Genomic DNA, 26,458 nt, shown 5'->3' with positions numbered 1-26,458 from the left:
AAAGCTGAGGCCAGCCGTTGTGGATTAAATGTGCTGCAGGGGTTCAGAGCAGCACCACGTCATATTGTTCCTGGGAATACATGGTTTCGACCTGAAAGCGTATGGTGCGGCCGATAAACCCTTCAAGCTCGGCGACGTTACCGGATTCTTCATCGAGCAAACGGTCCACCACTTTCTGGTTCGCCAGCACCCGGTAACCTTCGGCCTGATAGGCGCGGGCTTCGCGCAGAATCTCGCGGAAAATCTCGTAACAGATGGTTTCCGGGGTCTTCAGCTTGCCCCGGCCCTGGCAACTGCTGCACGGTTCGCAAAGCACTTGCTCAAGGCTTTCACGGGTGCGCTTGCGGGTCATCTGCACCAGGCCCAACTCGGTGATGCCGATGATGTTGGTCTTGGCGTGATCACGTTCGAGCTGTTTTTCCAGGGTGCGCAGCACCTGGCGCTGATGCTCCTCATCTTCCATGTCGATGAAGTCGATGATGATGATCCCGCCCAGATTGCGCAGGCGCATCTGCCGGGCAATCGCGGTGGCGGCTTCGAGGTTGGTCTTGAAGATGGTTTCTTCAAGGTTGCGATGGCCTACAAACGCGCCGGTGTTGACGTCGATGGTGGTCATGGCTTCCGCGGGATCGACCACCAGATAACCGCCGGACTTGAGCGGCACCTTGCGTTCGAGGGCTTTCTGGATTTCGTCTTCGACGCCATACAGGTCGAAAATCGGCCGTTCGCCCGGATAGTGTTCCAGACGATCGGCGATTTCCGGCATCAGTTCGGCGACGAACTGCGTGGTTTTCTGGAAGGTTTCCCGGGAGTCGATACGGATTTTCTCGATCTTCGGGCTGACCAGATCGCGCAAGGTGCGCAGGGCCAGACCGAGGTCTTCGTAGATCACACTTGGCGCGCCGATGGTCTGGATCTGCGCATTGATCTGATCCCACAGACGGCGCAGGTAGCGGATGTCCATGAGAATCTCATCGGCCCCGGCACCTTCGGCGGCGGTACGCAGGATGAAGCCACCGGCCTCTTTGATTCCTTCTTTGGCCACACAATCGCTGACCACCTGCTTGAGGCGCTCGCGCTCGGCTTCGTCTTCGATTTTCAGGGAAATGCCGACGTGGGCGGTGCGCGGCATGTACACCAGATAACGCGACGGAATCGACAGCTGCGTGGTCAGGCGCGCGCCCTTGGAACCGATCGGGTCCTTGGTCACCTGTACCACCAGGCTCTGCCCTTCGTGCACCAGCGCGCTGATGCTTTCCACCGCCGGGCCTTCGCGCAAAGAAATTTCCGAGGCATGAATGAACGCGGCGCGATCCAGACCGATGTCGACGAATGCCGCCTGCATGCCCGGCAGCACCCGGACAATCTTGCCCTTATAGATGTTGCCGACGATCCCGCGTTTTTGCGTGCGCTCAACGTGGACTTCTTGCAGCACACCGTTTTCGACCACCGCCACGCGCGATTCCATCGGCGTGATGTTGATCAGAATCTCTTCACTCATGGCAGGGTCTCGTTCAGGCATGTTCACGATAATGGCCGCATCTTGATTCGTACGACGCTCATTGCGCGTTCAGGTTTTGCCAACAGGGTATGCCGAAATGGCCCAACAGTTCTGCGGTTTCGCAAACCGGCAGCCCGACCACCGCCGAATAGCTGCCATTGAGCCCGGCGACAAACACCGCGCCGAGGCCCTGAATGCCATAACCGCCGGCCTTGTCCCGGGGTTCGCCACTGGCCCAGTAGGCCGCAGCCTCTTCGCGGCTGATCGGGCGGAACCGCACCAGACTGCGCACCACGCGCGACTCGCAGCGCTCGCCTTCGAGCACGGCGATGGCGGTCAGCACTTCATGCTCCTTGCCGGACAACATCATCAGCATGGCGCATGCATCGGCTTCGTCCACCGGTTTGCCAAGAATTTTGCCGTCGAGCACCACGGCGGTGTCCGCGCCCAGAACGCAAAACGCCGCGTCGGACACCCGCGTGCGTCGACCGGCCTCGGCCTTGCCACGCGCGAGGCGTTCGACATAGGCCGAGGGCGATTCTTCGGGGATTGGGGTTTCATCGATGTCCGCACTGATGGCGGAGAACGGCACGCCGATCTGCGTGAGCAACTCACGCCGACGCGGCGAACCAGAGGCGAGGTAAAGCGGCTTCATCAAGACATCTCCCTTGTCGAGGTGCGGGCACATGCCTGACCGAATCAGTTGATTTTGTAGCGCCGGCGCAATCCACGCAAAGCGAAGCTGACCCAAGGCCAGAGCAAGGCACTGACCAGTGCCGGCAGTACCAGCGCCAGGGTGGGCTGACGATTGCCGGTCAAGGCGCTGAGCCACAGTTGAACCAGTTGAGCGAGGCCGAAGATCACCAGGATCACCAGGCATTGCTGCCACATCGGGAACATCCGCAGACGCTGCTGCAACGACAGCACGAGGAAAGTGATCAGCGTCAGGATCAAGGCATTCTGGCCAAGCAGATCGCCCTGCAGCACGTCTTCGGCCAGCCCCAGGCAGAACGCGGTGACCATGCCGACCGTATGCGGCATGTACAACGCCCAGAAAGTCAGCAGCAAGGCCAGCCAGAGGGGACGCAGGATTTCCATGAACATCGGCAGCGGTGAAACGCTGAGCAGGATGCCGAAGACAAACGTCAGCCAGACAATCCAGCCGTTACGCGAAGCGGTAGCGCCGACCATTATTCTTGTCTCCCGGTGTTGGCTGGCGTGGCGGCAGGTGGTTTCGCCGTCGGGCGCGCAGCAGGCTGGGATGCCGGCGGCTTGCTTGCCGCCGGGGGCTTGGCTGCAGGTTTGGCCGGCGTGGTGCTGGCCGCAGCAGCGGGCGCTGGAGCGGTCGACGCAGCTGGCGTTGCCGCCGCTGCCGGTGTGTTGACGACTTTCGGCACCGTGGCCGGAAGCATCGGGCCACCGCCCTGCGCATCGAGATTTTCCTGGGCCTGCGCCGCATCGTTGGCGCGCTCTTCGGCGGTGCGGTTGTCACTGAACACCAGCAGCAGATAACGGCTGCGGTTCAACGCAGCGGTCGGCACCGCGCGGACAATCGCGAACGGCTGGCCGGAATCGTGGATGACTTCCTTGACCGTCGCCACCGGATAACCGGCCGGGAAACGCTGACCCAGGCCGGAGCTGACCAGCAGATCGCCTTCCTTGATGTCGGCGGTATCGGCGACATGGCGCAGTTCCAGGCGTTCCGGGTTACCGGTGCCGCTGGCAATCGCCCGCAGACCGTTACGGTTCACCTGCACAGGAATGCTGTGAGTGGTGTCGGTCAGCAGCAGCACCCGGGAGGTGTAAGGCATCAACTCGACCACCTGGCCCATCAGACCGCGTGCATCGAGCACCGGTTGACCGAGCACCACGCCATCGCGCTCACCTTTATTGATGATGATGCGATGGGTGAAGGGATTGGGGTCCATGCCGATCAACTCGGCCACTTCGACCTTTTCGTTGACCAGCGCGGAGGAATTGAGCAACTCGCGCAGCCGCACGTTCTGCTCGGTAAGGGCGGCGAGCTTCTGCATGCGGCCCTGCAACAGCAGGTTCTCGGTCTTGAGTTTTTCGTTTTCGGCGACCAGCTCGGTGCGGCTGCCGAACTGACTGGCGATCCCTTCCCACAGCCGTCCGGGCAGGTCGGTGATCCAGTAGGCGTCCATCAACACCAGCGACGCTTGTTTGCGCGCGGGTTTGAGCAGGTCGAAGCGGGCATCGACCACCATCAGCGCGACCGATAGCACGGCCAGCACCAACAGGCGCACACCCAACGAAGGGCCTTTGGCGAAAAGCGGTTTAATAAGCCGCTCCTCCCAGGCAAATGTTCTGTTTATTCATACGGCATCAAACCGGCCTGGATGAAGACTGACAGAAGATAAACGCCAACAGGCAGCACTGCAAAGTGCTGCCTGTGCGCTCACCCACGTATTGCAAACCGGCGCTTATTCGCTGGAGAGCAGATCCATGGTGTGCTTGTCCATCATTTCCAATGCACGGCCACCGCCGCGAGCAACGCAGGTCAGCGGATCTTCGGCAACGATCACCGGCAGACCGGTTTCCTGAGCCAGCAACTTGTCGAGGTCACGCAGCAGCGCGCCACCACCGGTCAGCACCAGGCCACGCTCGGCGATGTCGGAAGCCAGTTCCGGCGGCGATTGCTCCAGGGCGCTTTTCACAGCCTGAACGATAGTGGCCAGGGACTCTTGCAGAGCTTCCAGCACTTCGTTGGAGTTCAGGGTGAATGCACGTGGAACACCTTCGGCCAGGTTGCGACCGCGAACGTCGACTTCGCGAACTTCGCCGCCCGGGTAGGCCGTACCGATTTCCTGCTTGATGCGCTCGGCAGTCGATTCACCGATCAGGCTGCCGTAGTTGCGGCGCACGTAGGTGATGATCGCTTCGTCGAAGCGGTCGCCGCCCACGCGGACGGATTCGGCGTAGACCACACCGTTCAGGGAGATCAGCGCGATTTCAGTGGTACCACCACCGATATCGACGACCATCGAACCGCGTGCTTCTTCAACCGGCAGGCCGGCACCGATCGCAGCAGCCATCGGCTCTTCGATCAGGAACACTTCACGGGCACCGGCACCGAGGGCCGATTCACGGATGGCACGACGCTCAACCTGGGTGGATTTGCATGGAACGCAGATCAGCACACGAGGGCTGGGCTGCAGAAAGCTGTTTTCGTGAACCTTGTTGATAAAGTATTGCAGCATCTTTTCGCAGACGCTGAAGTCGGCGATCACGCCGTCCTTCATCGGACGAATGGCAGCAATGTTGCCCGGCGTACGGCCGAGCATGCGCTTGGCTTCGGTGCCGACAGCAACGACACTTTTCTGGTTACCGTGTGTCCGAATGGCCACAACCGATGGCTCATTCAGGACGATACCGCGCTCGCGCACGTAAATAAGGGTGTTGGCAGTGCCCAGGTCAATGGAAAGATCGCTGGAAAACATGCCACGCAGTTTCTTGAACATGGGAAAGGGACCCTAGGCAACGCGTGGGTAAAAAAGTGCGGCAAACTCTAACAACGACAGGGATTTTGGGCAAGGCGCCAATATGTTAAATTGGCCGCTTTTCTGTGCACCAAGCCCCACAATCGCGGCCTTATGACCGTAGAAGTGCGGTAGTGTTCCGACAATCTAACACACGGACGCCGTCCGTTCTGTTTTCCACTGGAGAATCCCGATGGCGCTAGAACGCTCCGACGTGGAAAAAATCGCACATCTGGCCTGCCTTGGCCTGAATGATGCCGATCTTCCGCACATTACTTCCGCCCTCAACAGCATTCTCGGGCTGGTCGACGAAATGCAGGCCGTCGATACCGACGGTATCGAGCCTTTGGCCCACCCGCTGGAAGCCAGTCAGCGCCTGCGCGCCGACGTCGTGACCGAGACCAATCACCGCGAGGCCTATCAGTCCATCGCACCAGCGGTCGAAAACGGCCTGTATCTGGTTCCGAAAGTCATCGACTAAAGGGAAAGAGCCTGCAATGCATCAAATGACTCTGGCCGAGATCGCCCGCGGTCTCGCCGATAAAAAGTTTTCCTCCGAAGAGCTGACCAAAGTCCTGCTGGCGCGTATTACCCAGCTCGATCCGCAGCTCAACAGTTTCATCAGCCTCACCGAAGAGCTGGCACTCGAGCAGGCGAAAGCCGCCGACGCGCGCCGGGCCAACGGTGAGAGCGGCGCCCTGCTCGGTGCGCCGATCGCCCACAAGGACCTGTTCTGCACCCAGGACATCCGCACCAGTTGCGGCTCGAAGATGCTCGACAACTTCAAGGCCCCGTACGACGCCACCGTGGTCGCGAAACTGGCCGCTGCCGGCGCCGTGACCCTGGGCAAGACCAACATGGACGAATTCGCCATGGGTTCGGCCAACGAGTCGAGCTGGTACGGCGCGGTGAAAAACCCGTGGAACCTGGAACACGTGCCGGGCGGTTCGTCCGGTGGTTCGGCGGCGGCGGTTGCCGCTCGTCTGTTGCCGGCGGCCACGGCCACCGATACCGGTGGTTCGATCCGTCAGCCCGCTGCATTCACCAACCTCACAGGCCTGAAACCGACGTACGGTCGTGTTTCGCGCTGGGGCATGATCGCTTACGCCTCCAGCCTCGACCAAGGTGGCCCGTTGGCGCGTACGGCCGAAGACTGCGCGATTTTGTTGCAAGGTATGGCCGGGTTCGACCAGAACGACTCCACCAGCATCGATGAGCCGGTTCCGGATTACTCCGCCAGCCTCAACACTTCGCTGCAGGGCCTGCGCATCGGCGTGCCGAAGGAATACTTCAGCGCCGGTCTCGACCCGCGCATCGCCGAACTGATCCAGAACAGCATCAAAGAGCTGCAGAAGCTCGGTGCCGTAATCAAGGAAATCAGCCTGCCGAACATGCAGCACGCAATTCCTGCGTACTACGTGATCGCCCCGGCCGAGGCCTCCTCGAACCTGTCGCGTTTCGACGGCGTGCGTTTCGGCCATCGCTGCGAGAACCCGGAAAACCTGATCGACCTGTACAAGCGCTCCCGCGGCGAAGGCTTCGGGCCTGAAGTGCAGCGCCGGATCATGGTCGGCGCCTACGCGCTGTCTGCCGGTTACTACGACGCCTACTACCTGAAAGCGCAGAAGATCCGTCGTCTGGTGAAGAACGACTTCATGGCGGCCTTTAATGAAGTCGACATCATCCTCGGCCCAACCACGCCGAACCCGGCCTGGAAGCTCGGCGCGAAGAACAGCGACCCGGTCGCTGCCTATCTGGAAGACGTCTACACCATCACCGCCAACCTCGCGGGCCTGCCGGGCCTGTCGATGCCGGCCGGTTTTGTCGACGGTCTGCCGGTGGGCGTGCAGTTGCTTGCGCCGTATTTCCAGGAAGGCCGTTTGCTCAACGTTGCGCACCAGTATCAGTTGAACACTGACTGGCACACCCGCACCCCAACCGGCTTCTGAGGAGACACACATGCAATGGGAAGTCGTGATCGGGCTGGAGATTCACACTCAGCTCACTACCCGGTCGAAAATCTTTTCCGGTAGTTCCACCCAGTTCGGCTCCGAGCCGAACACCCAGGCCAGCCTGATCGACCTGGGCATGCCCGGCGTATTGCCGGTGCTGAACCAGGAAGCGGTGCGCATGGCGGTGATGTTCGGTCTGGCGATTGACGCCGAGATCGGTCAGCACAACGTGTTCGCGCGTAAAAACTACTTCTACCCGGACCTGCCGAAGGGCTACCAGATCAGCCAGATGGAATTGCCGATCGTCGGCAAGGGTCACCTGGACATCGCGCTGGAAGACGGCACCGTCAAACGTGTCGGCATCACCCGCGCGCACCTGGAAGAAGACGCCGGCAAGAGTCTGCACGAAGAATTCAACGGTGCCACCGGCATTGACCTGAACCGTGCGGGCACGCCGCTGCTGGAAATCGTTTCCGAGCCGGACATGCGCAGCGCCAAGGAAGCCGTGGCGTACGTCAAGGCGATCCATGCGCTGGTGCGTTATCTGGGCATCTGCGACGGCAACATGGCCGAAGGCTCGCTGCGTTGCGACTGCAACGTCTCGGTGCGGCCGAAAGGCCAGGTCGAGTTCGGTACCCGCTGCGAGATCAAGAACGTCAACTCGTTCCGTTTCATCGAGAAGGCCATCAACTCGGAGATCCAGCGGCAGATCGAGCTGATCGAAGACGGCGGCAAAGTGATCCAGCAGACTCGTCTGTACGATCCGAACAAGGACGAGACCCGTCCGATGCGCTCCAAAGAGGAAGCCAACGACTACCGTTACTTCCCCGACCCGGACCTGCTGCCGGTGGTCATCGAAGAGTCGTTCCTCGGCGAGGTGCGCGCCACCCTGCCGGAACTGCCACCGCAAAAACGCGAGCGCTTCCAGAGCCAGTTCGGTCTGTCGGCCTACGACGCCAACGTGCTGGCTACCAGCCGTGAGCAAGCGGACTACTTCGAGAAGGTCGCAGCCATCGGCGGCGACGCCAAACTGGCGGCGAACTGGGTCATGGTCGAGTTGGGCAGCCTGCTCAACAAGCAAGGCCTGGACATCGACGAGTCGCCGGTTTCCGCTGAACTGTTGGGCGGCATGCTGCAGCGCATCAAGGACAACACCATCTCCGGCAAGATCGCCAAAGTGGTGTTCGAAGCGATGGCCAACGGCGAAGGCACGGCGGACGAGATCATCGACAAGCGCGGTCTGAAGCAAGTGACCGACAGCGGCGCGATCTCCGCGGTGCTGGACGAAATGCTCGCGGCCAACGCCGAGCAGGTCGAACAATACCGTGCGGCAGACGAAGCCAAACGCGGCAAGATGTTCGGCTTCTTTGTCGGTCAGGCCATGAAGGCGTCGAAAGGCAAAGCCAACCCGCAGCAAGTGAACGAACTGCTGAAAAGCAAGCTCGAAGGCTGATGCAAATGGGGCCAGACCTGAAGCCTGGCTCCATCCCCTGTGGGAACAATCCATGGCTGAAGGGGTTTTGTGGCGAGGGGATTTATCCCCTCGCCACAGAAGCTGATCTTCACATTGGGTTGTTTCCACATTTGTTTTGTGGAGCCTTTGAATGAAACGTCTGCTCGGCGCCTGCGCCCTGCTCTCCTTGCTCGCCGGTTGCGCCAGCAACGACATCATCGACCCGCACGGTTACGACCAGACCGGCGTCGCCTCCTATTACGGTGCCAAACACCACGGTAAACGCACCGCCAGTGGCGAGCCGTTCAACCAGCATTCCCTGACCGCCGCCCACCGCCAATTGCCATTCGGCACCCGGGTGAAGGTCACCAACCTGAAAAACGACAAATCCTGCGTTGTGCGCATCAACGATCGCGGCCCGCACACCCGTGGCCGCTTGATCGATGTCTCGCGCGAAGCCGCCGAACGCCTCGGCATGCTCGGCAGCGGCACGGCACGGGTGCGCATACAGGCCCTCGACGACTGATGGAGCACTGACCATTTTTGCTCTAGCCGATTTACCGCTGATCAATGTGATCGAACTGCTCAGCGGCCTGATCCTGCTGATCCTCGGCGCCGAACTGATGGTGCGCGCCGCCGTGCGTCTCGCCGCGCGCCTGCATGTGCGACCGCTGATCATCGGCCTGACCATCGTCGCCCTCGGCAGCAGCGCCCCACAGATGGCGGTCAGCTTGCAAGCGACCCTGGCGCACAACCCCGACATTGCCGTCGGCAGCGTGATCGGCAGCAGCATCTTCAACATCCTCGTGACCCTCGGCCTGTCGGCGCTGATCATTCCGCTGCGGGTGTCGCGGCAACTGGTGCGCTTGGACATTCCGCTGATGATCGGCGCCAGCCTGCTGGTGTTCGTCCTCGCCTGGAATGAACAGATCGGCCGCTTCGACGGCGTGCTGTTGCTCGCGGCATTGGCGTTGTATCTGGGCCTGTTGCTGCGCCAGTCGCGGCACTCGGCGCGCCCGCATTCGGAATTGCCGCAAGCCCCGCAGGCACCGTGGTTCAGCAGTCTGCTGATGATCGTTGTCGGCCTGGCGCTGTTGGTGTTCGCCGGGCATTTGCTGCTCGGCGCAGCGGTGGCGGTGGCGACCGATCTGGGCTTCTCCGAACGGGTGATCGGTCTGACGGTGGTTGCTGTCGGCACCTCGCTGCCGGAACTCGCCACCTCGCTGATCGCGGCATTGCGCGGACAACGCGATATCGCCGTGGGCAACGTGATTGGCGCCAACCTGTTCAACCTGCTCGGGGTGCTCGGGGTCACTGCGTTGATTGCGCCGACGCCGTTGTCGGTCTCGCCCAACGCGCTGGATTTCGACTTGCCGGTGATGCTCGGCGTCGCCGCTTTGTGCCTGCCAGTGTTCTATTCCGGCTACCGCGTGACCCGCGTCGAAGGTTTGTTGTTGCTCGGTTTGTATGCGGCTTACGGGCTGCACGTGGTGTCGTTCACCACCGGCATGCCACTGGCCGGCAAACTGGAAAAACTGATGCTGTTCTACGCGCTGCCGACGCTGCTGGCGTTTCTGTTGTTCACGTCCGTACGCGCCTGGCGCCGCCAACACCACAAGAGGGATGTGCCATGACCGATTCGCAGAAAACCGGGGTTGAAATCCGCCGTCAGGTAATGGGCGATGCGTTCGTTGATCGCGCCTTGGGCAACGCCACCGACTTCACTCAACCCTTGCAGGATTTCGTCAATGAACATGCCTGGGGTGGCGTGTGGAATCGCGAAGGTCTGCCGCTGAAAACCCGCAGCCTGATTACCCTTGCAGCGCTGACCGCATTGAAGTGCCCGCAGGAATTGAAGGGCCACGTGCGCGGTGCGCTGAACAACGGCTGCACGGTCGAAGAGATTCGCGAGGCGCTGCTGCATTGCGCAGTGTACGCCGGGGTGCCGGCGGCGATTGATGCGTTTCGCGCGGCGCAGGAAGTGATCGATAACTATCAGAAACCTGAGTGATCGAACTGACGCCTTCGCGAGCAGGCTCGCTCCCACATTGGGAATGCATTTCCCTGTGAGAGCGAGCCTGCTCGCGAAGAGGCCCTGTCAGCCACTGAAGATCTGTCAGTCAGATCCACCCACCCCACTGCAACAGAAAGATCCCGATATTGGTGGTCACCGCCGCCATCAGCGTGGTCAACACAATGATCGCTGCCGCCAGCTCATGATTGCCCTGCGCCGCTCGGGCCATGACGAAACTGGCCGCCGCCGTCGGGCTGCCGAAGTACAGAAACAGAATCCCCAGCTCTGCGCCACGAAAGCCCCACAACCACGCCCCCAGCGTCGCCAGCACCGGCAGGCCGATCATCTTCACCAGACTCGAACTCAGCGCCATGCTGCCGCTCTTGCGCAGCGCCGCCAGTGACAGCGTGCCGCCAATGCAGATCAGCGCCAGCGGCAAAGTGGTTTGCGCCAGATACTGCCCGGAGGTTTCCAGCCAGCCGGGCAGGCTGATCTGGAAATACGCGAACGGCGCGGCGGCAATCACGCTGATGATCAGCGGGTTGCTGAACACGCTTTTGCAAATGCTCCACGGATCGGACTTGATCACCGGGCTGTACACCGCGAGCACGATGGTCGACAGGGTGTTGTAAAACAGGATCACCAGCGCCGCGAGAATCGCCCCGAGGGAAATCCCGTAGTCGCCGTACATGCTCGCCGCCAGCGCCAGACCGATCACCCCGTTGTTGCCGCGAAACGCACCCTGGGTGTAGATGCCGCGATCTTCACGCGGGCACTTGATGATCGCCCAGCCCCAGGCCAGAGCAAAACTCACCAGCGTCGCGATCGCAAAATAGATCAGCAGCGCCGGTTGCAGTGCGGCGTGCAGATCCGCATGCAGAATCCCGAGAAACAGCAGCGCCGGCATGCTGACGTTGAACACCAGCGCCGAGGCGGTGTGGATGAAGTTATCGTTGATCCAGTCGATGCGCTTGAGCAACACCCCGAGGAACAGCATGGCGAACACCGGCGCGGTGATGTTCAAGGTTTCGAGGAAGATTGCCAGCATGCCGGGGGGAGCCTTTGGGTGAGCGTCGTCAGGGCTTAATGATAAGCCACCCGATCCTTTGGCGTCTGTTGGATCGCTTTCGCGAGCAGGCTCGCTCCCACAGGGGAATGCATTTCAAATGTGGGAGCGAGCCTGCTCGCGAAGAACGATGACCGCGGTATCAGGTAATCGGCGCAGGATTGAACAGGGTGATGTCGTTATGCAGCTTGTGCTTCTCCGCCCAGGTCTGCTGCTTGCCGCTCGCCACATCCAGGTAGTAGTGGAACAACTCCCAGCCCAATTCCTCGATGGTCGCGCGCCCGGTGGCAATCCGACCGGCATCGATGTCGATCAGGTCCGGCCAGCGCTGCGCCAGCTCGGTGCGGGTCGAAACCTTGACCACCGGCGCCATCGCCAAACCATAAGGCGTACCTCGCCCGGTGGTGAACACATGCAGGTTCATTCCCGCTGCCAACTGCAAGGTGCCGCAGACAAAATCGCTCGCCGGTGTGGCGCAGAAAATCAAACCCTTCTGCTTGAAACGCTCGCCCGGGCCGAGCACGCCATTGATCGCGCTGCTACCGGATTTGACGATCGAACCCAGCGACTTCTCGACAATGTTCGACAACCCGCCCTTCTTGTTGCCCGGCGTGGTGTTGGCACTGCGATCCGCTTCACCTTTGGCCAGATAACGGTCGTACCAATCCATCTCGCGCACCAGTTCCTGCGCCACGGTCTTGGTTTCGGCACGGGAAGTCAGCAGATAAATCGCATCGCGCACTTCGGTGACTTCGGAAAACATCACCGTCGCCCCTGCGCGCAGCAGCAAGTCCGAGGCATAACCCAGCGCCGGGTTGGCGGTGATGCCGGAGAACGCATCGCTGCCGCCGCACTGCATGCCGAGGATCAGTTCGGAGGCCGGCACGGTTTCGCGACGGCGCTGGTCGAGCTTCTTCAAACGAGTATCGGCCAGCGCCATGATCTGCTCGATCATCTCGGTGAAACCGTGACTGGAATCCTGCAGGCGATACAGCCATGGCTCGCTGAGATCGACCGAGGCATCGTCCTCGTGCATCACCTGCCCGGCCTGCAATTTCTCGCAGCCTAGGCTGATCACCAGCGCTTCGCCACCCAGGTTCGGGTTGCGCGCCAGGTTGCGCACGGTGCGGATCGGTATATAGGCGTCAGTGGCGGTGATCGCCACGCCGCAGCCGTAACTGTGGGTCAGCGCCACCACGTCATCGACGTGCGGATACTTCGGCAGCAACTCGTCCTTGATGCGTTTCACCGCGTGATCGAGCACGCCGGTCACGCACTGCACCGTGGTGGTGATCCCGAGAATATTGCGCGTACCGACGGTGCCGTCGGCGTTGCGATAACCCTCGAACGTGAAGCCTTCCAGCGGGGCCTGTGCGGCAGGCACCTCGGTGGACAGCGGCAGGCTGTCCAGCGGCGGCGCGGTCGGCATGCGCAGTTGATCTTCCTTGACCCAGCTGCCACGCGGGATCGGCTGCAACGCGTAGCCGATGGTCTGGCCGTAGCGAATCACCTGGCCGCCCTCGGGAATGTCCTCGAGGGTGACCTTGTGGCTCTGCGGCACAAAGTCCACGGTCACCAGACCGTCCGGGAACTCGGTGCCGGCCGGTACGCCCTGATCGTTGACCACAATCACTACGTTGTCCCGCTCGTGCAGGCGGATGTAGCGCGGCGAGTCGGAATGTTCAATCAACTGCATGACGCCGCTCCTCAGGAATGCGCTTGAGACAATTTGCCGGTGATTTCAGAACCACCGTTGGTTGGCGGCTCTTTGAGCACCACACGTTTGATCGGGCCGACGATCACCAGGTAGCTGAACACCGCGACCAGTGCGTTGGCACCGACGAACACCAGCGCCCATTTGAACGAACCGGTGGAGCTGATGATGTAGCCAATCACGATCGGAGTGGTGATCGAAGCGATGTTGCCGAAAGTGTTGAACAGGCCACCGCTCAGACCGGCGATCTGTTTCGGCGAGGTGTCGGACACCACCGCCCAACCCAGCGCGCCCACGCCTTTGCCGAAGAATGCCAAAGCCATGAAGCCAACCACCATCCACTCCACATCAACATAGTTGCAAGCGACGATGCTGCTGGACACCAGCAGACCGGCGATGATCGGTGCCTTGCGGGCGAAGGTCAGCGAATGCCCTTTGCGCAGCAAGTAATCGGAAATCACCCCGCCAAGCACGCCACCTATGAAACCGCAGATTGCCGGCAGCGAGGCAATGAAACCGGCCTTGAGGATGGTCATGCCGCGCTCCTGCACCAGGTACACCGGGAACCAGGTCAGGAAGAAATAGGTGATGCCGTTGATGCAGTACTGACCCAGGTATACACCGAGCATCATGCGGTTGGTCAGCAACTGACGGATGTAATCCCACTTCGGACCGTCGGATTTTTTGCCTTGCTTGACGTCCATGTCGACCATGCCGCCGTTGTCGGCGATGAACTGCACTTCGGCTTCGTTGGCCAGCGGATGTTGACGCGGGCTGTGGATAACCTTGAGCCAGACCAGCGAGAAGATGATACCGAGGATGCCCATGACGATGAACACGTGCTCCCAGCCGAAGCGATACACGATCCAGCCCATCAGCGGTGCAAACAGCACGGTGGCGAAATATTGCGCCGAGTTGAAGATCGCCGAGGCGGTACCGCGTTCTGCAGTCGGGAACCAGGCCGCGACAATCCGCGCGTTACCGGGGAACGATGGCGCCTCGGCCAGGCCCACCAGAAAGCGCAGCATGAACAGCGCAACGATCGCCGTGGACATGCCGAATTCACCGACAAAGCCTTGCAGCACGGTGAACAGCGACCAGGTGAAAATGCTCAGGGCATAGACTTTTTTCGAGCCGAAGCGATCGAGCAGCCAGCCACCGGGAATCTGCCCGGCAACGTAGGCCCAGCCGAAAGCAGAGAAGATGTAGCCGAGGGTGACCGCGTCGATGCCGAGGTCTTTTTGCAGGCTGGAACCGGCGATGGCGATGGTCGCGCGGTCGGCGTAGTTGATCGTGGTCACCAGAAACAGCATGAGCAGGATCAAATAGCGGACGTGAGTCGGCTTGGACGATTGCATGTAGATGTACTCCCACTGATTATTTTTATGCGCGGGTGAATCTTCTTTGGTGTTGCTTTTGTGGGAGCTGGCTTGCCAGCGATGGCATCACCGCGGTACGAGGGCATATCGCGTCGTCCGCATCGCTGGCAAGCCAGCTCCCACAGGTATTGCGTGTATCAGGAAGCGATGTAGGCGGTTTTCACCACGGTGTAGAACTCTTGCGCATAGCGCCCTTGCTCACGTGAGCCATAGGATGAACCCTTACGGCCACCGAACGGAACGTGGTAATCGACACCGGCGGTCGGCAGGTTGACCATCACCATCCCGGCCTGCGAATGACGCTTGAAGTGGTTGGCGTACTTCAGCGACGTGGTGGCGATACCAGCCGACAGACCGAACTCGGTGTCGTTGGCCATCGCCAGCGCCGCCTCGTAATCGGCCACGCGAACGACGTTGGCCACCGGGCCGAAGATCTCTTCACGGCTGATGCGCATCGACGCTTCGCTGTCGGCAAACAGCGTCGGCGCGAGGAAGTAGCCTTCGGTGTCGCAGGTCACCAGACCACCGCCGCTGACCAGACGCGCACCCTCGCTCTGGCCGATGTCGATGTACTTCATGTCCTGTTCAAGCTGCGACTGGGAAACCACCGGACCGATGTCGGTGCCGGATTTCAGCGCGTGGCCGACCTTGATCGACTGCATGCGCTCGGCCATGGCCTCGACGAATTTGTCATGAATCCCGGCGGTGACGATCAAGCGGCTCGACGCCGTGCAACGCTGGCCGGTGGAGTAGAACGCGCTCTGCACCGAGAGCTCGACCGCCTGTTTGAGGTCGGCGTCGTCGAGAATGATCTGCGGGTTCTTGCCGCCCATTTCCAGCTGCACCTTGGCCTGGCGCGACACGCAATTAACAGCGATCTGCCGACCCACGCCCACCGAACCGGTAAAGCTGATGCCATCGACTTTCGGGCTGTTGACCAGCGCTTCGCCGACCACGCGGCCGCTGCCCATCACCAGGTTGAACACGCCGGCCGGGAAGCCTGCACGGGAGATGATTTCCGCCAGCGCCCACGCACAACCCGGCACCAGATCCGCCGGTTTCAGCACCACGCAGTTGCCGTAGGCCAATGCCGGAGCAATCTTCCAGGCCGGGATCGCAATCGGGAAGTTCCACGGGGTGATCAGACCGACCACACCGAGGGCTTCGCGGGTCACTTCAACGTTGACGCCCGGGCGCACCGACGGCACGTAATCGCCGGACAGACGCAGGCATTCACCGGCGAAAAACTTGAAAATATTGCCGGCGCGGGTCACTTCGCCGATGGCTTCGGGCAGGGTCTTGCCCTCTTCCCGGGCCAGCAGGGTGCCGAGTTCTTCGCGACGGGCGAGGATTTCCGTGCCGACTTTATCCAGCGCATCGTGACGGGCCTGGATGCCCGAAGTCGACCACGCCGGGAACGCGGCGCGGGCCGCATCGATAGCGGCGTGAACCTGAGTCAGGTCAGCCTTGGCGTAATCGCCGATGGTGTCGCTCAACTCGGACGGGTTGATGTTGGCCGAGTAGTCGGCACCGGCGACCCATTCACCGTTGATGTAGTTGTCGTAACGCTTGGAATCAGCCACAGAAAATTCTCCTCTCTACGCAAAAGCCGCTGATTGCTCAGCGGCCTTGTGGGTCGGTGTTTATTGCGCGCCTTGCTTGTCGATCAGCGCAGCGAGCATTTCGTACTCTTCGCCGGTCAGGTCGGTCAGCGGTGCGCGCACCGGGCCTGCGTCATAGCCGGCAATTTTTGCCCCGGCCTTGACGATGCTCACGGCGTAACCGGCCTTGCGGTTGCGGATGTCGAGGTACGGCAGGAAGAAGTCGTCGATGATCTTGCCGACGGTGGCGTGATCTTCGCGAGCAATCGCGTGGTAGAAATCCATCGCGGTTTTCGGGATGAAGTTGAACACCGCCGACGAGTAAACCGGCACGCCCAAAGCCTTATAGGCAGCGGCGTAGACTTCGGCGGTCGGCAGACCACCCAGATAGCTGAAGCGATCACCGAGGCGGCGACGGATCGACACCATCAGCTCGATATCGCCCAGACCGTCCTTGTAGCCGATCAGGTTCGGGCAGCGCTCGGCCAGACGTTCCAGCAGTGGCGCGGTCAGGCGGCAGACGTTGCGGTTGTAGACCACCACGCCGATGTTCACCGATTTGCACACCGCTTCAACGTGGGCGGCAACGCCGTCCTGGCTGGCTTCGGTCAGGTAATGCGGCAGCAGCAACAGACCTTTGGCGCCCAGACGCTCGGCTTCCTGCGCGTACTCGATGGCTTGACGGGTCGAGCCGCCGACACCGGCCAGAATCGGCACGCTGGTGGCGCAGGTATCGACCGCGGTCTTGATGATTTCCGAGTATTCGCTGGCTGCCAGGGAGAAGAACTCACCGGTGCCGCCGGCGGCGAACAGTGCCGACGCGCCGTACGGGGCCAGCCATTCCAGACGTTTGATGTAGCCAGCGCGGTTGAAATCGCCCTGGGCATTGAAATCGGTGACCGGGAACGACAGCAGACCGGCGGAAAGGATGGACTTCAGTTCTTGTGGATTCATTTTTCGAACACCCTGGGTAGCAACATTTTTTTGTGAGTTTTATGGTTCAGCCAGCGCTGAAGTTGTAGGTCATCGTACAACTTAAAAGATAACCGTCAACTGCATTTCATCGTCGCTTCACTCTTTTTGTCGGACAAGATTCGTTCTTGACGTAGGAAAAATCTGGGCTAGGCTCGATTTTGCTGTATATCCATACAGCTAAAAATAAATCCACCGACGACATATCAAGGAGCCAGAAATGTCCAGACTGCATGCAAAACCACAGGAAAGACCCACACCGGTCATCGCCCGATTCGAAGATCTTTTCACTGTAAACGGCATCCACTTCAGCACCGACAATCCGCATCTGCTGCTGCACATCGCCGACGCCCACAGCGATGTCGAACCGGCCACCGCCCTCCCCGGCAAAGCGTTGAACATTCGACCGCCACTGCGCTTTGAAGGCGCTGAACACACGGCCATCGGCGACAACACCCTGCTGCGCTTCAGCGAAAACGTCGAGCCGGTTCGCGCGCAAAACCTGCCCTTGCACTTGCCCAACGGTCTAGCGCTGACCTACGGCCAGGTGGTGACGCTGGCTGGAGATTTCTACGGCGTGGTCGATCGACCGATCAACGAAGGCGCGACCCCGGCTGATCGCCTGAACCGTTTCAATGCCGCCTTCGACTCTCTCGCCGTGCTGCCGGCCTCCCGCGCCGAGGCCACGCAGATTCTCGCGGTCATGCAAAAAGAGATCGACGCGGTTAAGCAGGCGATCAAGGACGGCAAAGCACCGCACGAAGCCTACGACGCGCTCGGAGATACGTTGTCCGAAGAGTGGAACAAGATCACCGGTGGCGGCAGTTTTGTCTCCGCGCTGTTCCCGCTCGGACGTTATCTGAAACTGGCGGCGAACAACGCCGACCACTTCGGCGAATGGGCCAGACTGGCCTACATCGCCGGCCACACCGCCGCCCTGCAAACCGCCGTCGCAGCCCGCGCCACTCACGATGAACAACGATTGGAACGGGCCTACGCGATGAACGCGTTTGCCGACCACTTCCTCACTGACCTGTTCTCTGCCGGCCACCTGCGGGTGCCGCGCAAGGAGATGGCGGCGGTGGTCACGCCGAGCGATCTCGGCTCGCTGGTGACCCGTTTCATGCACGACGAGGACAGCAAATTCGGCCTCAAAGTGCGCAACGCCCATGGCGATCAATGGCGCGCGTACGGCGACAAGCGCTACTTCGAAACCAGCGATGCGGACAACCGCACCCAGGTCAACCTGGCGGTGCAGGCCTCGGCGGATGAAGTCTTCGCCGCTTACCTCAGCGGCAACGTGCCCGCCCCTTCGACGTTTGCCGCGCTGCAACGCCTGCCGGATCTGACGGCGGTGCTGAATCTTTCCGGCAACTTCTCGCCGCTGTTCCGCGTCGAGGGCGGCAAGGTGCTGCGGCGCAAAGATGTGAACAACCTCAACGACACCGCCACCATCGATGACTGGTGGGGCTGGAGCACCTACCTGCTGCTCAAGGACTACCACCCGAAGGGCAACGTCAATCAAGGAGAATGAGCATGACGATCAGATTGAAACTGGAACTGGCGTCGGGGCAATCGCTGCAAGGTGCGCCGCTGGAGTTGCTGGCAGATGGCAAGCCGATTGCGCGAGGGATTGTGGATGAGGACGGTTTGGTGGCGTTTGCTGCCAGGCCGGGGAAAGTGCAACTGGCAGTGAGGGTGGATCGTTCGATATTGCCGCGCTGAACTCACCGGCCCCTTCGCGAGCAAGCCCGCTCCCACATTGGAATGCATTTCAAGTGTGGGAGCGGGCTTGCTCGCGAAAGCGCTTTGTCGTTGCATGAATCAGCGGCTTACCGTTCGTCGAGACTGGTATTTCTTACAGGTGCTTTGCTTTCGTGATCAAGACATTAATCAGGTCGTGCCGATATCGGCCTGGACGACCAAAAGGATCTTGAACATGAAAGACAAAAGCTTCGCTGTAACAATGCTGCCGGCTCCTTCGCTTAAAGAAGCGGTCAATGGGGTGCTCTACGTTCATAACCTGATTGATTCCGCCCATGGGGAAGTGCGCGAGCTTCCAAACGCAGCCTCTGGGGACACGATCAAACTGACAGTGAGTAACTCGGACGGCTCCCTGGAATGGGATACAGAGACCGTACTGACTGATATCACCGTCGGAAAGCCGATTGTATTGCCAATCCCGAAAGCGACGTTTGAAAAAATGCTCAATGCTGAAACGAACGCCGCATTGCAGTACTCCCTCGAAAGTGGGGGCAACCAAAAGCTTTCAATGCAACTGTCAGTCGAGCTTAAAGACTGATTCAACCTCACCCCTGCGCCTGCGCCTCTTCATGGGCCTGGCGCAGTCTTTCGCGGCTGTTGGTCAAATGCAGGCGCATTGCCGCTCGCGCCGCATCGGAATCCTGACGGGCAATCGCATCGTAGATTTCCTCGTGCTCGCGGCTCAGGCGGTTCATGTAGTGCTGCTGATCATCATGGGCCAGGCGCGCCGAATTCAGCCGCGTACGCGGAATGATGCTGGTGCCCAGGTGGGTCATGATGTCGGTGAAGTAGCGGTTGCCGGTGGACAGGGCGATTTCCAGGTGGAAAGCGAAGTCCGAGGCCACCGCATCGCTGGCGTGGGCCACGCTGTCGTTCAGCGCATCGAGGGCGGCGCGCATGGTCGCCAGTTGTTCGGGACTGCGGCGTTGCGCGGCGAGGCCGGCGGACTCCACTTCCAGGCTGATGCGCAATTCGAGAATCGCCAGCACGTCACGCAGGGTGACGACCGTGGCCGGGTCGATGCGAAAACCGCTGGGGCTCGGCGTGTCGAGCACGAAGGTGCCGATGCCGTGGCGGGTTTCCACCTGGCCGGCGGCCTGCAAACGGGAGATCGCCTCGCGCACCACGGTGCGGCTGACGCCGTGCTCCTGCATGATCGCCGACTCGGTGGGCAATTTGTCGCCGCGCTTGAGCAGACCGTCGCGGATCTGCTCGGTCAGCACCGTCACCAGCTCCTGAGCCAGGCTGCGGCGCTTGCGTGGGAGGCGTGGAGTGTCGATCGGGTTTTCCATGGTCAACGTCTGGTCTCGAAAATTCGGCTTGGTGGGCATCATAGCGCAGGCGGGTTGTACGATCACATCCCGCCTCACAATACCCCATGTGGGAGCGGGCTTGCTCGCGAAGGCGGTGTGTCAGACAACCGATTTGTCGACTGAATGGACGCCTTCGCGAGCAAGCCTGCTCCCACGGGGGTTGTGGTGATCAAGCGGTCACGGCCTGCTCCACCAGATGCCCGCTGTCGATCCGCACATGTCTAGGGTGGAAACGCTTCAGGCTGCTGCGGTGGCCGACGCTGACGATGCTCAGGCCCGGCAACTGATCGATCAGCGCCTGATACAACGTTGCCTCATCCTCTTCATCCATCGCCGACGTCGCTTCGTCCATGTACAGCCATTGCGGTGCGTAAAGCATGGCGCGGGCGAAAGCCAGGCGTTGCTGCTCACCCGGCGACAGCATGCGCTGCCAGTGATTGGCTTCATCGAGACGCGCGACCAGATGCGGCAGTCGGCAAGTTTCCAGCACCTCGGCGTAGCGCTCCGGCGCATAGGTATCGCCCGGTTGTGGATAACTCAAGGCCTCGCGCAAGGTGCCGATCGGCAGATACGGTTTCTGCGGCAGGAACAGGTAACGCGCCGCCGGCAGCCGGATGTTGCCGTGCCCCGCCGGCCACAGATGCCCCATCGCTCGCAGCAACGTCGACTTGCCGCTGCCGGATCGGCCGCTGAGCATCACCCGCTCGCCCGGCTCCACCGTCATGTCGGCATTGGTCAGCAGGTGACGACCATCAGCCAAGTCCAGACCGAGGTTGTGCACTTTGAGTTCGCTGCCCTGATTCTGCACATCGATGGCCGGGGTGCGCTGTTCGTTATCGGTCATGGCCTGACGGAAACTCAGCAGACGATCACAGGTGGCACGCCAGGACGCGAGGCTCTGATACGCACTGATAAACCAGCTGAAACTCTCCTGGACGTTGCCGAATGCCGAGCTGATCTGCATCAGCTCACCCAGTTCGATCTTGCCGGCGAGGTAACGCGGCGACGCAACGATAAACGGGAAAATGATCGCAGCCTGGCTGTAACCGGCAGTGAAAAATGTCAGGCGCTTGGACACTTTCATGATGTCCCAGAAGTTATGCCAGACCATGCCGAAACGGTTGCTCAAGCGACGGTTCTCATTCGGTTCGCCGTTGTACAACGCGATGCTCTCGGCATTTTCACGAATCCGCACCATGGAAAAACGCAGGTCGGCTTCGAAGCGTTGTTGTTGGTTGTTCAGGCCGATCAAGCGACGACCGATCAAATGCGTCAGCCAGCTGCCCACCACGGCGTATACCAGCACGCACCAGAACATGTAGCCGGGAATGGTGATGCCATAGACTTCGATGCTGCCCGACACGCCCCACAAAATGATCGAGAACGACACCAGGCTGACGATATTGCGCAGCAGGCCGATCCCCAGTTCAAGGGTGTTGGAGGTGAAGTTATTGAGGTCTTCGGAAATCCGCTGGTCCGGGTTATCGGTGTAACCGCCCTGCTCCAGCTGGTAGTAATTCTTGTCGGCAAGCCAACGGGAAAAATGCTTTTCGGTGAGCCAGGCCCGCCAGCGAATCGTCAGCATCTGGGTCAGATACAGCCGGTACACGGCACCGACAATCGCCACCGCCGCAATGCCGCAGAAATACAGAATCAAGCGCCAGAACGCCGCCTCATCCTTCTTTTGCAGCGCGTTGTAGAAATCCTTGTACCAGGTGTTGAACCACACCGAGATGCCCACGCTCAGCAGCGAGAGCGCGATCACCGCGATCAGCAGCGTCCAGGCCTTGCCCTTCTCTTCACTGCGCCAGTAAGGCGTGATGATCGCCCACACCTTGCGAAAAAACTGCCCGCGCACAGCATCGTTGACCGCGGAATATTCAGCGTTCTGATTCATGAAAAAGGCTCGATAAAGAAAAGAACAGATACGCACCGATCATAGATGATCGGTGCGTTTTATCGCCAGAGTGGGACTGGCTCATTCAGGGATTGTTCAGATTCATGGGGGTTTCAGTATCGCCGCGAGCGCACGTACCGTTCATCGGGACTGTCAGAGTTGACAGTAGAGGGGGGCGATTCAGGCTGATCAACTGGGCTGGCCTCCTGCAAGGAATTCGCTGTGAATCAGGAGAGCAGGTTACCCCTCTGACAACGAAAGGAATTGGTCATGAACAAAGTAGAAAACCCGCTTAATGCTCCAACCAGCGATTCGATCAAGAATGGCAAACTGTCTATCAGTGAGGTGAGTGATTTGGGGATTACAGTCAAATTCAGTTCCGATAACCCCAAGGTTGATATCCATCTTGCCTGGATCGGATATGCCTCCGAAAAGAAATCCGAGCAGAAAGGCAGTAAAAACAACGAGCTCATTCTCCCGGTATCAAAAGCTACCGTGGAAAGCTGGCTAAGGCAGGATCTCTACGCGCAATGCGAAGCGACTCTGGGTGGAAAAAAATACTCATCGCCAAAAATGTTCTTCACGGTCGTAGCTTGAACCCAGGCGCTACCCGAATGCAGGGTAGCGCCTGTTTCATTCAGTCCAGCTCATTTGGCCAGCAAACCTTTCAACGACGAACCGGGCGCTTCTGCAGTTTGCGCTGCAGGGTGCGGCGGTGCATGCCCAAGGCACGGGCAGTGGCGGAGATGTTGCCTTCGTGTTCGGTCAGCACGCGCTGGATGTGCTCCCATTGCAGACGGTCAACCGACATCGGGTTTTCCGGCACCAGGCTGTCGAGGTCGGCGTGCTCGGAGAGCAGCGCGGCCAGTACGTCATCGGCGTCGGCCGGTTTGCACAGGTAGTTGCAGGCGCCGCGCTTGATCGCTTCGACCGCGGTGGCAATGCTCGAATAACCGGTGAGGATCACCACGCGCATTTCCGGGTCCAGCTCCAGCAGCTTGGGCAGCAGCACCAGGCCGGAGTCGCCGTCCATTTTCAGGTCCAGCGCGGCGTAGTCCGGCAGGTCGGCCTGGGCGATGGTCAGGCCTTCTTCGGCGGAGCCTGCGGTGCTGACGCGAAAGCCACGACGAGCCATGGCACGGGCCATTACTCGGGTGAACGTTGCGTCGTCGTCGACCAGCAGCAAATGCGGCAGTTCTTCGCCTTCGACTTGGATTTCGTCACTCATGTTGGTCTCCTCGGGCGCCGTGGGGCAGGCGCAGCTCGGTGAGCGTGCCGCCTTCCTCATGACTATAGAGTTTCACTGAGCCGCCGGCGCGTGTCACGCTGGCCTTGCTCAAAAACAGGCCCAGGCCGAAACCTTTGCCCTTGGTGGTAAAAAACGGTTTGCCGATCTGCTCGGCGATGGCCAGCGGCACACCGGCGCCGTGGTCACGAATGCTGATGGTCACGGTTTCCGCATCCCAGTCCAGCGTCACCTGAAGGTTTTCCGGGCAGGCGTCGGCGGCGTTGTTCAGCAGATTGAGCAGCGCCTGGGTCAGGTCCGGCGGCGGTGCCATGCGCGGCACGGTGCCTTGGCCGAGACGCTGGAAGCGATAACTGGCTTCCGGACGCATCAGGTGCCAGCGGTTCAGCGCTTCGTCGAGCCATTGGGTGACGTCCTGCATCTCCACGGCCATACGGCGGTTGGCTTCGGCGGCACGCACCAGTTGCTGCAGGGTTTCTTTGCAGAGTTTGACCTGATCCTGCAGCACCTTCAGATCGTCTTGCAGCATCGCGTCGGGGTGATCCTGCTGCATCTCCTTGAGCAGTACGCTCATGGTCGCCAGCGGCGTGCCGAGTTCATGCGCGGCGCCGGCCGCCTGAGTGGCGACGGCGAGCAATTGCTGATCGCGCAAGCCTTCTTCACGACGAATCGCCCGCAACTCTTCCTGACGACGCAGCTCTTCCGCCATGCGCGCAGCGAAAAACGTGATGACCGCAGCGGCCAGCGCGAAGCTCAGCCACATGCCGTAGATCTGCAGGTTCTCGCGGGCCACCGGCAGGGTTTCCAGCGGATAGAAACGCGTGAGCATCACGGTGTACAGCGCCAGCGCGATACCCGACAGAATCACCGAATAACGCCACGGCAGCGTCACCGCCGCGATGGTCAGCGGCACCAGGTAGTAGGAAACGAACGGGTTGGTCGAACCGCCGGAAAAATACAGCAGCGCACTGTGGATCACCAGATCGCAGGCCAGTTGCAGGGCGTATTCGAGCTCGGTCACCGGCCATGAAGTGCGCAGGCGCACGGCGGTGAACACGCACAGCAGAATCGAGCAGCCGAGGGTCATCGCCAGTTGCACCCATGGCAACGGCAGCAGTTGCAGCCAGTAGGCCAGGCCTACAGAACCGGCCTGCGCGGCGAGCACCAGGGTGCGAATGAAGGTCAGCCGCCAGAGGTTCTGGCGAGTGGCGGAAGTCAGTTGTACGGGGGCGAGCATGAGCTCTCCTGATGAGCGCTCCAGGCGGATCGCACGGAGTATAACCAAGCCGCGCCTTTGAGAGGCGAAAGTGCGGCAAATGACCACATGGCGAAAACATTTTCGGAGGCTATAAGGGCGCCTTCGCGAGCAGGCTCGCTCCCACAGAGGAATGCATTTCAAAAGTGGGAGCGAGCCTGCTCGCGAATGGCCGCGCAGCGGCCCGCTGCATCTGTATAGAAGTTGTAACTGGGCGAACCGGATCGCAGAAGCTAGAGTCTGATGGTTTCACGCAGGGACGAACCAACACCTGCGCATTATTCAAGGAGCCTTCATGCACACCTTTCGCCGCAGCGCCGCCCTTCTCGCCCTGACCGTCGGCAGCATCGCCAGCCTTCCGGCGCTGGCCGCCGATGAGCTGCACTACAACCAGATTTCCCTGCGCGCCGAAGTCAGCCAGGAAGTGGCCCGCGACCTGATGATCGTGACGCTCTACACCGAAGCGCAAAACACCGACCCGGCCAAACTCGCCGCGGACGTCAGCACCACCATGAACAAGGCACTGGCCCAGGCCAAGCAAGTCAAAGACATCACCCTGCGCCAGGGCAGCCGCAACAGCTACCCGATCTACGACACCAAGGGCCAGAAAATCACCGGTTGGCGTGAACGCGCCGAACTGCGCCTGGAAAGCGCCGACTTCGCCGCCCTGTCCAAACTCACCGGCGAACTGCTGACCGACCTGAAAATGGGCGGCATGGACTTCGCCATCGCCGAGCCGACCCGCAAGGCTAGCGAGGACAAGTTGCTGAAAGAAGCCGTCAACGCCTTCAAGGCCCGCGCTCAACTGGCCACCGATGCACTGGGCGGCAAGGGCTACAAAATCGTCAACCTGAACCTCAACAGCAACGGCTACCCACAACCGTACATGCGCGCCCCGATGATGATGAAAGCCGCCGGCATGGCGGATTCGGCACCGGTCACGCCAGAAGTTGAAGCCGGCACCAGCCAGGTCAGCCTGACCGCCGATGGCTCGATTGAAGTGCTGATGCAGTGAATTGATGTGGGCTGAATGAGAAACCGGCGATCAGTGAATGATCGCCGGTTTTTTTGTGCCTGGATTTTGTGGTGAATGTTCCGCCGCCATCGCGAGCAGGCTCACTCCTACAATTTGGAATGCGTTCCCTGTAGGAGTGAGCCTGCTCGCGATGAACGATAACGCGGTCTCAGGTCTGCGGATCCACCCGATCCAGCGCCCGATTCACCGCCAACTCGGCCAGCATGATGATCTGCTGAATCGCCAGCGCCGTATTGCGCTGCGGGCGACTGAGCTGATCGGCGAAATCGCTGGCCATGATGTTGGCCGAGGCCAGGGACTCGCAGGCGTGGGCCAGCAGACTTTCCGTGTCGATGCCCGGATGGACGAGGAACATCGAACTGGGCGGACGCGGTTTTGTGGCTTCGGGGCTGAGGTAGAAGTCGAGGGCGCGCTTGATCGCTTCGCGGTTTTTCGCGAGGTCTTCGGCGTGGAGGGCTTCGGTGAGTGGGGTTGTTTCTGGGGGTGGATCGGGGACAGGCTTGGACATTGATAGCGTTCCTAATCAAAAGCCATTCACTCGCCGTTTCTCACGCGGCGGAGTGGTGGCAGCAATGTGCGGGGTGAGAAACCGGTAGGAACAAGCCCGGCCGGACCGAAGCCCGCCCGCACACAGCCGCCATAGAACATTGCAGCAGCAGAAATGCTGGCGGCAATTATGGTGGTACTGATTGTGGATTAACAGTTCCTGCGGGTTCTCACACCCGATCGCTGAATCTTCAGCGACAGTTCAAGGCTAGAGAGCTGACGTCCGAGGGACAACCTGAAAACCTTGTG

The 26,458-nt window shown here is 60.6% G+C and carries 26 protein-coding genes; 11 read left to right on the top strand and 15 right to left on the bottom strand.

Annotation, left to right across the window (positions count from 1 at the left end):
• Window positions 1–43: 43 nt before the first annotated feature.
• The 5 genes from rng to mreB form a co-directional block, all read right to left on the bottom strand.
• Window positions 44–1,501: a ribonuclease G gene (rng, locus tag ACOYXG_RS03840; RefSeq protein WP_007961585.1), complete on the bottom strand. Its 1,458-nt coding sequence runs from the start codon at window positions 1,499–1,501 to the stop codon at window positions 44–46.
• Between the two features lie 58 nt (window positions 1,502–1,559).
• On the bottom strand, window positions 1,560–2,156 hold the full coding sequence (locus ACOYXG_RS03835; protein WP_096795348.1) for a Maf family protein: 597 nt from the start codon (window positions 2,154–2,156) through the stop codon (window positions 1,560–1,562).
• Window positions 2,157–2,200: 44 nt separating this feature from the next.
• The gene (gene mreD, locus ACOYXG_RS03830) at window positions 2,201–2,692 is read right to left on the bottom strand and encodes a rod shape-determining protein MreD (RefSeq protein ID WP_096795347.1); all 492 of its coding nucleotides are present in this window, start codon (window positions 2,690–2,692) and stop codon (window positions 2,201–2,203) included.
• Window positions 2,692–3,804: a rod shape-determining protein MreC gene (mreC, locus tag ACOYXG_RS03825; protein WP_150370275.1), complete on the bottom strand. Its 1,113-nt coding sequence runs from the start codon at window positions 3,802–3,804 to the stop codon at window positions 2,692–2,694. The genes mreD and mreC overlap by 1 nt, the downstream gene beginning before the upstream one ends.
• A 141-nt stretch (window positions 3,805–3,945) precedes the next feature.
• On the bottom strand, window positions 3,946–4,983 hold the full coding sequence (gene mreB / locus ACOYXG_RS03820; RefSeq protein WP_002555108.1) for a rod shape-determining protein MreB: 1,038 nt from the start codon (window positions 4,981–4,983) through the stop codon (window positions 3,946–3,948).
• 211 nt (window positions 4,984–5,194) lie between these two features.
• Here mreB and gatC point away from each other — a divergent pair, with 211 nt between their 5' ends.
• From gatC to ACOYXG_RS03790, 6 genes are all read left to right on the top strand, one after another.
• Complete coding sequence (gene gatC / locus ACOYXG_RS03815; protein WP_003221657.1) at window positions 5,195–5,482, top strand: Asp-tRNA(Asn)/Glu-tRNA(Gln) amidotransferase subunit GatC; 288 nt, start codon at window positions 5,195–5,197, stop codon at window positions 5,480–5,482.
• A gap of 16 nt (window positions 5,483–5,498) precedes the next feature.
• Complete coding sequence (gene gatA / locus ACOYXG_RS03810) at window positions 5,499–6,950, top strand: Asp-tRNA(Asn)/Glu-tRNA(Gln) amidotransferase subunit GatA (RefSeq protein WP_460355991.1); 1,452 nt, start codon at window positions 5,499–5,501, stop codon at window positions 6,948–6,950.
• 10 nt (window positions 6,951–6,960) lie between these two features.
• Window positions 6,961–8,406 (top strand): Asp-tRNA(Asn)/Glu-tRNA(Gln) amidotransferase subunit GatB, encoded by a 1,446-nt coding sequence (gatB, locus tag ACOYXG_RS03805; RefSeq protein WP_007961565.1) that lies wholly within the window; start codon window positions 6,961–6,963, stop codon window positions 8,404–8,406.
• Between the two features lie 151 nt (window positions 8,407–8,557).
• Window positions 8,558–8,932 carry a septal ring lytic transglycosylase RlpA family protein gene (locus ACOYXG_RS03800; protein WP_007966094.1) on the top strand — a complete coding sequence of 125 codons (375 nt, stop codon included), beginning with the start codon at window positions 8,558–8,560 and terminating at the stop codon, window positions 8,930–8,932.
• 46 nt (window positions 8,933–8,978) lie between these two features.
• A complete protein-coding gene (locus ACOYXG_RS03795) occupies window positions 8,979–10,040 on the top strand; it encodes a calcium/sodium antiporter (RefSeq protein WP_460355988.1) in 1,062 nt (353 codons plus the stop codon).
• Window positions 10,037–10,417, top strand: a complete 381-nt coding sequence (locus ACOYXG_RS03790; RefSeq protein ID WP_460355985.1) for a carboxymuconolactone decarboxylase family protein — start codon at window positions 10,037–10,039, stop codon at window positions 10,415–10,417. The genes ACOYXG_RS03795 and ACOYXG_RS03790 overlap by 4 nt, the downstream gene beginning before the upstream one ends.
• A 109-nt stretch (window positions 10,418–10,526) precedes the next feature.
• Here ACOYXG_RS03790 and ACOYXG_RS03785 read toward each other — a convergent pair whose 3' ends face one another.
• The 5 genes from ACOYXG_RS03785 to kdgD form a co-directional block, all read right to left on the bottom strand.
• Entirely contained in the window at window positions 10,527–11,468 is a 942-nt protein-coding gene (locus ACOYXG_RS03785) for an AEC family transporter (RefSeq protein ID WP_134785438.1), read from the bottom strand.
• Between the two features lie 160 nt (window positions 11,469–11,628).
• On the bottom strand, window positions 11,629–13,182 hold the full coding sequence (gene garD, locus ACOYXG_RS03780; RefSeq protein ID WP_097090385.1) for a galactarate dehydratase: 1,554 nt from the start codon (window positions 13,180–13,182) through the stop codon (window positions 11,629–11,631).
• Between the two features lie 11 nt (window positions 13,183–13,193).
• A complete protein-coding gene (locus ACOYXG_RS03775; RefSeq protein WP_027610828.1) occupies window positions 13,194–14,558 on the bottom strand; it encodes an MFS transporter in 1,365 nt (454 codons plus the stop codon).
• Between the two features lie 158 nt (window positions 14,559–14,716).
• Window positions 14,717–16,162 (bottom strand): aldehyde dehydrogenase family protein, encoded by a 1,446-nt coding sequence (locus ACOYXG_RS03770; protein ID WP_460355980.1) that lies wholly within the window; start codon window positions 16,160–16,162, stop codon window positions 14,717–14,719.
• Window positions 16,163–16,222: 60 nt separating this feature from the next.
• The gene (gene kdgD, locus ACOYXG_RS03765) at window positions 16,223–17,134 is read right to left on the bottom strand and encodes a 5-dehydro-4-deoxyglucarate dehydratase (RefSeq protein WP_007981458.1); all 912 of its coding nucleotides are present in this window, start codon (window positions 17,132–17,134) and stop codon (window positions 16,223–16,225) included.
• 238 nt (window positions 17,135–17,372) lie between these two features.
• Between kdgD and ACOYXG_RS03760 the strand changes: the two genes are divergently transcribed.
• From ACOYXG_RS03760 to ACOYXG_RS03750, 3 genes are all read left to right on the top strand, one after another.
• Window positions 17,373–18,686: a phospholipase gene (locus ACOYXG_RS03760; protein WP_460355977.1), complete on the top strand. Its 1,314-nt coding sequence runs from the start codon at window positions 17,373–17,375 to the stop codon at window positions 18,684–18,686.
• Window positions 18,687–18,688: 2 nt separating this feature from the next.
• Window positions 18,689–18,877: a hypothetical protein gene (locus tag ACOYXG_RS03755; RefSeq protein ID WP_096795338.1), complete on the top strand. Its 189-nt coding sequence runs from the start codon at window positions 18,689–18,691 to the stop codon at window positions 18,875–18,877.
• 214 nt (window positions 18,878–19,091) lie between these two features.
• The gene (locus tag ACOYXG_RS03750) at window positions 19,092–19,454 is read left to right on the top strand and encodes a hypothetical protein (RefSeq protein ID WP_096795337.1); all 363 of its coding nucleotides are present in this window, start codon (window positions 19,092–19,094) and stop codon (window positions 19,452–19,454) included.
• A gap of 7 nt (window positions 19,455–19,461) precedes the next feature.
• Here the strand turns inward: ACOYXG_RS03750 and ACOYXG_RS03745 are convergent, their stop codons facing one another.
• Both ACOYXG_RS03745 and ACOYXG_RS03740 read right to left on the bottom strand, forming a co-directional pair.
• Window positions 19,462–20,208 carry a FadR/GntR family transcriptional regulator gene (locus ACOYXG_RS03745; protein WP_177325602.1) on the bottom strand — a complete coding sequence of 249 codons (747 nt, stop codon included), beginning with the start codon at window positions 20,206–20,208 and terminating at the stop codon, window positions 19,462–19,464.
• A gap of 190 nt (window positions 20,209–20,398) precedes the next feature.
• Window positions 20,399–22,126: an ABC transporter ATP-binding protein/permease gene (locus tag ACOYXG_RS03740; RefSeq protein ID WP_414888870.1), complete on the bottom strand. Its 1,728-nt coding sequence runs from the start codon at window positions 22,124–22,126 to the stop codon at window positions 20,399–20,401.
• A gap of 270 nt (window positions 22,127–22,396) precedes the next feature.
• Between ACOYXG_RS03740 and ACOYXG_RS03735 the strand changes: the two genes are divergently transcribed.
• Window positions 22,397–22,723, top strand: a complete 327-nt coding sequence (locus tag ACOYXG_RS03735; RefSeq protein WP_097090383.1) for a hypothetical protein — start codon at window positions 22,397–22,399, stop codon at window positions 22,721–22,723.
• Between the two features lie 70 nt (window positions 22,724–22,793).
• Here ACOYXG_RS03735 and ACOYXG_RS03730 read toward each other — a convergent pair whose 3' ends face one another.
• On the bottom strand, window positions 22,794–23,354 hold the full coding sequence (locus ACOYXG_RS03730; RefSeq protein ID WP_003221630.1) for a response regulator transcription factor: 561 nt from the start codon (window positions 23,352–23,354) through the stop codon (window positions 22,794–22,796).
• A complete protein-coding gene (locus tag ACOYXG_RS03725) occupies window positions 23,347–24,609 on the bottom strand; it encodes an ATP-binding protein (RefSeq protein ID WP_027610820.1) in 1,263 nt (420 codons plus the stop codon). The genes ACOYXG_RS03730 and ACOYXG_RS03725 overlap by 8 nt, the downstream gene beginning before the upstream one ends.
• Before the next feature lie 313 nt (window positions 24,610–24,922).
• Here ACOYXG_RS03725 and ACOYXG_RS03720 point away from each other — a divergent pair, with 313 nt between their 5' ends.
• Window positions 24,923–25,642, top strand: coding sequence for an SIMPL domain-containing protein (locus ACOYXG_RS03720; protein ID WP_097090382.1), 720 nt, complete (start codon window positions 24,923–24,925; stop codon window positions 25,640–25,642).
• 169 nt (window positions 25,643–25,811) lie between these two features.
• Here the strand turns inward: ACOYXG_RS03720 and ACOYXG_RS03715 are convergent, their stop codons facing one another.
• The gene (locus ACOYXG_RS03715) at window positions 25,812–26,171 is read right to left on the bottom strand and encodes a DUF6124 family protein (RefSeq protein ID WP_097090381.1); all 360 of its coding nucleotides are present in this window, start codon (window positions 26,169–26,171) and stop codon (window positions 25,812–25,814) included.
• Window positions 26,172–26,458 lie beyond the last annotated feature (287 nt).

The organism is Pseudomonas sp. G3-39 (assembly GCF_054790485.1).
Note: the sequence above shows the minus strand (reverse complement) of the source record. Positions and strands in the feature narration are given on the sequence as shown.

Excerpts from the sequence above, each read along its gene's own strand:
- gatC (WP_003221657.1), top strand. The coding sequence starts at position 5,195 with ATGGCGCTAGAACGCTCCGACGTGGAAAAAATCGCACATCTGGCCTGC.
- ACOYXG_RS03800 (WP_007966094.1), top strand. The coding sequence starts at position 8,558 with ATGAAACGTCTGCTCGGCGCCTGCGCCCTGCTCTCCTTGCTCGCCGGT.
- ACOYXG_RS03730 (WP_003221630.1), bottom strand. The coding sequence starts at position 23,354 with ATGAGTGACGAAATCCAAGTCGAAGGCGAAGAACTGCCGCATTTGCTG.
- ACOYXG_RS03745 (WP_177325602.1), bottom strand. The coding sequence starts at position 20,208 with ATGGAAAACCCGATCGACACTCCACGCCTCCCACGCAAGCGCCGCAGC.
- ACOYXG_RS03725 (WP_027610820.1), bottom strand. The coding sequence starts at position 24,609 with ATGCTCGCCCCCGTACAACTGACTTCCGCCACTCGCCAGAACCTCTGG.
- ACOYXG_RS03775 (WP_027610828.1), bottom strand. The coding sequence starts at position 14,558 with ATGCAATCGTCCAAGCCGACTCACGTCCGCTATTTGATCCTGCTCATG.
- ACOYXG_RS03755 (WP_096795338.1), top strand. The coding sequence starts at position 18,689 with ATGACGATCAGATTGAAACTGGAACTGGCGTCGGGGCAATCGCTGCAA.
- rng (WP_007961585.1), bottom strand. The coding sequence starts at position 1,501 with ATGAGTGAAGAGATTCTGATCAACATCACGCCGATGGAATCGCGCGTG.
- ACOYXG_RS03760 (WP_460355977.1), top strand. The coding sequence starts at position 17,373 with ATGTCCAGACTGCATGCAAAACCACAGGAAAGACCCACACCGGTCATC.
- ACOYXG_RS03785 (WP_134785438.1), bottom strand. The coding sequence starts at position 11,468 with ATGCTGGCAATCTTCCTCGAAACCTTGAACATCACCGCGCCGGTGTTC.
- gatA (WP_460355991.1), top strand. The coding sequence starts at position 5,499 with ATGCATCAAATGACTCTGGCCGAGATCGCCCGCGGTCTCGCCGATAAA.
- ACOYXG_RS03715 (WP_097090381.1), bottom strand. The coding sequence starts at position 26,171 with ATGTCCAAGCCTGTCCCCGATCCACCCCCAGAAACAACCCCACTCACC.
- garD (WP_097090385.1), bottom strand. The coding sequence starts at position 13,182 with ATGCAGTTGATTGAACATTCCGACTCGCCGCGCTACATCCGCCTGCAC.
- ACOYXG_RS03740 (WP_414888870.1), bottom strand. The coding sequence starts at position 22,126 with ATGAATCAGAACGCTGAATATTCCGCGGTCAACGATGCTGTGCGCGGG.
- mreD (WP_096795347.1), bottom strand. The coding sequence starts at position 2,692 with ATGGTCGGCGCTACCGCTTCGCGTAACGGCTGGATTGTCTGGCTGACG.
- ACOYXG_RS03750 (WP_096795337.1), top strand. The coding sequence starts at position 19,092 with ATGAAAGACAAAAGCTTCGCTGTAACAATGCTGCCGGCTCCTTCGCTT.
- ACOYXG_RS03735 (WP_097090383.1), top strand. The coding sequence starts at position 22,397 with ATGAACAAAGTAGAAAACCCGCTTAATGCTCCAACCAGCGATTCGATC.
- kdgD (WP_007981458.1), bottom strand. The coding sequence starts at position 17,134 with ATGAATCCACAAGAACTGAAGTCCATCCTTTCCGCCGGTCTGCTGTCG.
- gatB (WP_007961565.1), top strand. The coding sequence starts at position 6,961 with ATGCAATGGGAAGTCGTGATCGGGCTGGAGATTCACACTCAGCTCACT.
- ACOYXG_RS03835 (WP_096795348.1), bottom strand. The coding sequence starts at position 2,156 with ATGAAGCCGCTTTACCTCGCCTCTGGTTCGCCGCGTCGGCGTGAGTTG.
- mreB (WP_002555108.1), bottom strand. The coding sequence starts at position 4,983 with ATGTTCAAGAAACTGCGTGGCATGTTTTCCAGCGATCTTTCCATTGAC.
- ACOYXG_RS03720 (WP_097090382.1), top strand. The coding sequence starts at position 24,923 with ATGCACACCTTTCGCCGCAGCGCCGCCCTTCTCGCCCTGACCGTCGGC.
- ACOYXG_RS03790 (WP_460355985.1), top strand. The coding sequence starts at position 10,037 with ATGACCGATTCGCAGAAAACCGGGGTTGAAATCCGCCGTCAGGTAATG.